The sequence below is a fragment of the Bartonella acomydis genome, from assembly GCF_039543025.1.
GTDB classification, from domain to species: Bacteria; Pseudomonadota; Alphaproteobacteria; order Rhizobiales; family Rhizobiaceae; genus Bartonella; species Bartonella acomydis.
Genome location: NZ_BAABIY010000089.1, coordinates 1 through 5,947 on the forward strand (window position 1 = coordinate 1; position 5,947 = coordinate 5,947).

The 5,947-nt window shown below is 42.2% G+C and carries 8 protein-coding genes and 1 pseudogene; 3 read left to right on the plus strand and 6 right to left on the minus strand.

Annotated elements, in window-relative coordinates; all coding sequences use genetic code 11:
* The 6 genes and pseudogenes from ABD909_RS07275 to ABD909_RS07300 form a co-directional block, all read right to left on the minus strand.
* On the minus strand, positions 1-1,098 hold a 1,098-nt coding region (locus ABD909_RS07275; protein ID WP_345097274.1), incomplete at its 3' end, for a DUF4815 domain-containing protein.
* Between the two features lies 1 nt (position 1,099).
* On the minus strand, positions 1,100-2,206 hold the full coding sequence (locus ABD909_RS07280; protein ID WP_345097275.1) for a phage tail protein: 1,107 nt from the start codon (positions 2,204-2,206) through the stop codon (positions 1,100-1,102).
* The gene (locus ABD909_RS07285; protein ID WP_345097276.1) at positions 2,206-3,030 is read right to left on the minus strand and encodes a baseplate J/gp47 family protein; all 825 of its coding nucleotides are present in this window, start codon (positions 3,028-3,030) and stop codon (positions 2,206-2,208) included. Before ABD909_RS07285 ends, ABD909_RS07280 begins: the two co-directional genes overlap by 1 nt.
* Positions 3,027-3,368 (minus strand): GPW/gp25 family protein, encoded by a 342-nt coding sequence (locus tag ABD909_RS07290; RefSeq protein WP_345097277.1) that lies wholly within the window; start codon positions 3,366-3,368, stop codon positions 3,027-3,029. Before ABD909_RS07290 ends, ABD909_RS07285 begins: the two co-directional genes overlap by 4 nt.
* Complete coding sequence (locus tag ABD909_RS07295) at positions 3,365-4,030, minus strand: phage baseplate assembly protein V (protein ID WP_345097278.1); 666 nt, start codon at positions 4,028-4,030, stop codon at positions 3,365-3,367. Before ABD909_RS07295 ends, ABD909_RS07290 begins: the two co-directional genes overlap by 4 nt.
* Positions 4,011-4,554, minus strand: a pseudogene (locus tag ABD909_RS07300) (hypothetical protein). Before ABD909_RS07300 ends, ABD909_RS07295 begins: the two are co-directional and overlap by 20 nt.
* Positions 4,555-4,630: 76 nt before the next feature.
* Here ABD909_RS07300 and ABD909_RS07305 point away from each other — a divergent pair.
* The 3 genes from ABD909_RS07305 to ABD909_RS07315 all read left to right on the plus strand — a co-directional run bounded on the left by ABD909_RS07305 (position 4,631) and on the right by ABD909_RS07315 (position 5,779).
* Positions 4,631-4,930 (plus strand): BrnT family toxin, encoded by a 300-nt coding sequence (locus ABD909_RS07305; RefSeq protein WP_345097280.1) that lies wholly within the window; start codon positions 4,631-4,633, stop codon positions 4,928-4,930.
* Complete coding sequence (locus ABD909_RS07310; protein ID WP_241436204.1) at positions 4,917-5,189, plus strand: CopG family antitoxin; 273 nt, start codon at positions 4,917-4,919, stop codon at positions 5,187-5,189. The genes ABD909_RS07305 and ABD909_RS07310 overlap by 14 nt, the downstream gene beginning before the upstream one ends.
* 293 nt (positions 5,190-5,482) lie before the next feature.
* A complete protein-coding gene (locus ABD909_RS07315; RefSeq protein ID WP_004861504.1) occupies positions 5,483-5,779 on the plus strand; it encodes a HigA family addiction module antitoxin in 297 nt (98 codons plus the stop codon).
* The last annotated feature ends 168 nt before the right edge of the window (positions 5,780-5,947 follow it).

A 5,947-nucleotide genomic window follows, 5' to 3' on the forward strand; every position in this document is an offset into this window, starting at 1 on the left:
TTGCGCTGTCACTTTATCAGCCTGCACGCTTGCGCGGTAACGGTAAGTCACCATATAGCTGCTTCCCGGTAACGGTTCATCGCCCACAGGTGCCCAATCAATGGTATCTCCGGTCTTTTTAAAATCTCTACCTTCTTTAAATTCCTTACCTCCTTGCACAATTTTAAGAAAAGCCGTGATACTTTTATCAGGAACGCCATCACGCCCAGATGCAATAGCTCCGCGGGTGATATGAACGGTTTTTTCTTTCGTCAATAAAATGGAATGAACATCGGCAATGGGAGCGTAATAGGTTTTAAAGGTAAAGCTTGTTTTGCCTTTTAGGGGCGCGAAAATATGGGTTTCGCTAGGAACTTCGCTTGTCGAAGAGTCTTCTTGTTCTTCATGGCGCAAAGCCGCTAAGCGTTTGCGTTTAAAGCCATTGATATTGGCTTCTCCCTCTTGAATACTGAACACTTGCTTTTGTCCCTCTTGTCCCAAAGCTGTGACACGGCAACCATTGACAATATAATGCCCATGGGCGCGGTCATAGGTTGCAATAGCTTGCATGGCTGGTTCAAGCAGTGAGGGTGATTTTTGATCAATGAGAACACCATCTTGTAAAATGTAAACGGGGTAAAATGTTCCTTGCTTCCTATCATCTTTGAGAGCCCAGACAAGTTTTGCCACCTCACGGGCGGCACCTCCCTCTCCTTCTGCTAAAGATCCCGGAACTTGCCCCAAGAGCTCTGGATCATCTTCATATGTCACCCAGCTTTTTTGAAGCTTCACACCGATTTCCATCCTTCCAACCATGGAAACATTCTCTAAGACGGCATTTGAGACAGGAAAGATATCGCCGGCGATATAAATTTTACCCTCTGTTAAAGTGACGGTTTGCTTATCTTTATTGACAAAGGCGTCAGCCCGTTCAACACGGTCTCCTTCTTGTGCCACAAGGCGCCCCAAACGGTTATGTCGTCCCCTTATGATGGTTTGAACCTCGTTGAGTTCACCCGCTTGAAGAAAAGGGCGCTGTCCATAAAACACAACGCTTTGTTGTTCATCTTTGCCGCGAGAGCGATCAATTGCAAAGGGTAAGCCACTTTCATGCTTCATATTAAAACCTCAATAAAATCTTGAATTGTTCGCGAACATCAGCACGCAAAGGAATATTGATTGGTGTTTTAAGGATCTCCACACCACCCTTTAGTTCACCAGCGTCACACCAAAGTTTGCCAGGAGGTGTCTGCTCTGCTGGAGTGCCATGAACGAGGAGGGAAATAGAGGCGGCTTGTTTGTCTTCAACATCCCGAAAATCTGTACGGGCGGCAAGAAACAGCATGGTGCCAGTTTTCGAGGGCTTAAATCTGTTGCCACAATGGCTGTAAACACCCTCTAAAGCTTGTTCAACAGGCGCTACAGCATAGCATCTGCGATAGCCAATTAGAGCATTGTCTGGATCTCTTAAAGCCAAATAAAGTGTGCGGTTTTGGAACCATTCCGCCATCAATATATCGCGTTCATGCTTTTTGACCGAACACCATGGAAAATTTGCCAACTCCCATGGATAATCAATTTGATCCCAACTTAACTCTTCGTCACCATCATCAATCCAATTACCAATCAATGTGCCTTCTTCTTTTGTGAGAACGTGATTGATTTCTGTTGTGCGCCCAAAGGAAAACAGTGTGTCTCCAGCTGTTACGCGGATGCCGCTCTCAAAATCGAGCATACTGTCATCAAGCTTCGACATATTGGCTTCCATAGCCCCCACATCATAACCAGTGACACCACGGCGAAAATCAGAGCGCAAGCTTTTAGAAAGGTCGACAATGGCTTCAATTGCCTCAAGAGAGTTCTGTTCAGGCAATCGGTCAAATTCAAGTTGAAAGGAATTCCACCACGTACGCTCTGACCACGCGGGTGTGAATTGTGCAGAAAGTCCAAGCCATTCAAGCCCCATATCAATTGCAGCTACAGAGCCACGTATCCGCTGCCATTCAATTCCCTGATCAAGAAGATCATAAAGGTTTGGAACATAAGGTGTGAGTTCACCAAGCCCATATTCTTCAATCAGCCACGGCAAGAAGCGGGGAGGGCGTGTGATCAGTTTAGAGCGTGAAATCCCCAAAACAGAACCATCAACATCTTGATGAAAATCGCAAACATCAGCAAGGCACCTTTCAAATTCCGTTGCATTTGTTGGGAGTAAAGTACCACCCATTAGCGCGCCCGCCCTTTAAAGTTTAAGGTAACCTTGCCAATGGATAATACTTCCTCATCGGAAACAGCATTATCCGTTGTAGGTTCAACAGCAATGACTTTTTGCACACCAGGGATCATCAGTTTTGAAATCCACCACGAGAGGCTTAATTCGCGCCCAAGTGCTTGTTCTTGTTTCCAAGCGGTGCGTAAGTTGGCTTCCATTTGGGTTAAAACCGTGAGTGCTGTTTCTGGTAACAGCCAAACATCTGCTGTCAAGTCTACAACTTTTGCAACAGCCGCATGCACAAGAATAGTATCATTGGTCATGATGACATTCTTATCGTGAAGGGCTTGTGAGACTTTGTCTAGCAAGTCTTGGCTTGCTGTTTCTTCTTCATTGTTGCCAAAAATAGCAACATGAATGGTTGGTTTTTTCCCCTTTCGATAAATAATGGCATCCTTCACACGGTTATCTGCGGATAAAGCAATAAATTTGTAGTAAGGTTCTGTTCCACTACCTTTGCCACTGCGAGTATGAAGTCTTATGCGTTCGCGGTATCTCTCATCGCTCTCACCGTCCATTCGTTGAACACCATGCCAATTTCCCAAAGCATCAAGAGCTTCCTCTTTTGCAAAATCAAGAATATTGTTGCGTGCTGCTTCGTTAATGCGTTGTCTTAAAAGAAGCTCTCGATAGCTAAAAGCCTCAATGATTTTTAAAGCAGGGTCACTTTCTAAAAAGGTATAGCTGGGCAAGAGTTCTTTTAAATGTTCAATATTTGCTGCGCGGATTTCTTCAAAGGAAAGTTCTGAGATGATTTCGGGATTGGCAAGGTTCTTCATTGTATCAATAATCCTTCCATGGTAGTGGGCTTGCCTGATGGTAAGTAAATGCCAGCAAAGGATAAGGATACTTTTCCATCATCACCCCTTTTAAAATCAATTTTTTTCAGTTTAAAACGTGGTTCCCATTTGTCTAAAGCCTCGGCAACGGCGGCATACAGGGCAACGGCAAAGGCGTTATTGGCTGGTGCATCAATAAGTTCTCCAACACGTGAACCATAATTGCGTCGCATCACCCGTGTGCCAATGCGCGTTGATAAAATATCAAGAATCGATTGGCGCAAATGATCAATACCAGAGAGCGGCTTTCCTGTTGTGCGATCCATTCCACTGTTCAATTTGGACCTCCTGTCATAGAACCACCAGGGGTAACACCTCCGTGAACGTGGCTGTTTCCAATGTTGGTGCCATTATGCTTTAAGTCACTAGAATGAAGAGCAATGCCATCATCACAATGGAGTGAAATTCCCCCACCTGCTTTTAGGGCAATGGCTTTTTCTGCGTTTAAATTCAGATCACCTTGTGCGGTAATTTTGATACCTTCTGGTGCTTGCAGTTCTAATTTCTTGCCATCTCCTTTTATCGATACGCCATCAGAAATCGTGAGACTAAACTTTCCTCCAGATGTGAGATTAAGGGTATAGCTATTTTGTTTATCATCATATTCAACGGTAGTGCCATCAGGATAAAGCGTTTTATGGATATTGCCTTTATCGGCGGCTTGGTTCGCATCGGTGTGAAGTGAACCAACAATTATCCCTTGTGATAAATCGCCAGAGGAAGAGACGACAACAACTTGCTCTCCAACATCACGCCCTTCATAAGAACAGGTTTTACCGGCGCGGGCTTGTGTATCTGGAATCCAGTCACTGACAAGATTGCCACTCTTTACACGATAGCGTGCATTTTTATGGTCGACATGGCTAATTTTTCCAACCACCACCATATTGGCCACACGTCTTTTTAAATCCGTGATCTCTTTATCGCGTCGCTCTAACATGAAGCAGCCTCAATTTTTACGTATTTTTCTTCGTTTTCCACACCGGTTTCTGGTTTAAAACCGACAAGAGGTTCAACAATTCCTGTGGTTTCATTTCCTTCATGAGGGGAGGGGATATTGGTCACGTAAGTGACTTCAAAGGTTAAAATTGCACCATGGAGCGCTAGCGCCCCGTTATCGCCAAAGGCAAAAGCAATATTTTGCAAGCGGCATGTCTCAACAGTGTTGTTAAGATTGGGATTGGCATAGAAAATCTTCTCAACTTGCCATGCTAATTGATCAACGAAGGATGCTCCGTTTTCTTGTGTGCTATAACATTCAACATCCACTGTTAAGATGCGCCGCCTTAAGCCAAAATCATGCCCATCTTCGATTGTTTCGTTTTGCGTTGAGATATTAATGGCCGGCATTGCTTCAATAAATAAATTGAAGTCACGCATATTGAAAACATTATCACCAGCTGTTGTTTTGGCTGTTTTTATCAACCCAACAAATGTTTCTCTTATCGTTTCGCGCGGATGCATAAAGGCTCCTATTCGAACAAATTGATATTTAATTATTTTTATTGTATTTGTGGATACATTTTGATATACATTCGTTGTGACAATAAATATCAAAATTCATGGCATAAACTGGGATGAAGGTAACTGGCCCAAATGTGCTAAACATGGAGTTTCTAAAAAAGAAATTGAGTATTTATTCACCGAACCTGGAAATCTGGTCATAAAGAACGACCCAAATGTTAAAGAAGAGCGTTTCAGAGCTATTGGTAGAAGTTATAACGAAAGATATATTTTTTTAGTTTTTACCTTAAGAATGATAAAAAACGAACTGTTTGTGCGTCCTGTTAGCGCCCGTTATATGCACCAAAAGGAGATTGATTTTTATGAAAACCTCTAAATTAAAACAGATACCTGTTTTCAAGACAGATGAAGAAGCAGAAAACTTTGTTGATACTGCCGATCTTACAGATTATGACTTAACGGGTTTTAAGCCCGTTCATTTCGAATTCTTACCTAAAGAAGCTTCTATCAACATTCGCTTGCCTCAAGCGCTTATGAAAGCTTTAAAGGAAAAAGCGAAAAAACAAGCTATTCCTTACACACGCTATGTTAGGCATCTGATTGAACGAGATTTACGAAAAAGTCATCGTGGTTAGTATGTCCTTTATAGAGGACAATAGAAAAGATAGAGTTAAAACATGAACAATAATCATTATACGTATCGTGTTTTTTGGTCCCCAAAAGATGAAGAATATGTTGGTTTGTGTGCAGAATTTCCTTCCCTTTCATGGTTAGATGTTCAAGAAAAAAAGCTTTAAAAAGTATTATGGACCTTGTTTCAGAAGTCGTTGGGGATATGCTCCATAATGGAGAACAAGTCCCAATACCTTTGTCGCATGGCAAATGAAGTTAAAGTTTTAGATTATCATTGATTTATAGGAGGCTTGAGATAAAAAATTATATTGCAATACACCCCGGAGAAATTTTACGGGAGGAATATTTAAAAGAATATGCTCTCTCTGCTTATGCCCTTGCCAAAGCATTAAATGTTCCACGCACGAGAATAGAACGTATTGTTGCTGAAAATAGTCCAGTGACTCCCGATACCGCACTAAGATTAGCCTATTTTTTTGATACTACTGCTGAATTTTGGCTTAATATGCAAGCTGCTTATGACGTTAGTATATTGCAAACTGAAAAAGCAGACGAATTTGCCAAAATCAATAAATTTGAATGTAGGGTTTAACCACCTCCCCATTTTGAAAACGAGGAGGGGGCATATTTACCTTAAGCAACCTTTTTAATGGGGTTATCACAATCCGGTTCATAAGCACGCAACAAAGAATCCATGCTATGCGGTAGCTCTGAATCTCCAAAATCTGTAAGAACTGTTAAGATTTTAAGTATATTTGGC

Bases quoted from the DNA above. Each gene is read 5' to 3' on its own strand.
- ABD909_RS07280 (WP_345097275.1), bottom strand. From the start codon at position 2,206: ATGGGTGGTACTTTACTCCCAACAAATGCAACGGAATTTGAAAGGTGC.
- ABD909_RS07285 (WP_345097276.1), bottom strand. From the start codon at position 3,030: ATGAAGAACCTTGCCAATCCCGAAATCATCTCAGAACTTTCCTTTGAA.
- ABD909_RS07295 (WP_345097278.1), bottom strand. From the start codon at position 4,030: ATGTTAGAGCGACGCGATAAAGAGATCACGGATTTAAAAAGACGTGTG.
- ABD909_RS07310 (WP_241436204.1), top strand. From the start codon at position 4,917: ATGAAAACCTCTAAATTAAAACAGATACCTGTTTTCAAGACAGATGAA.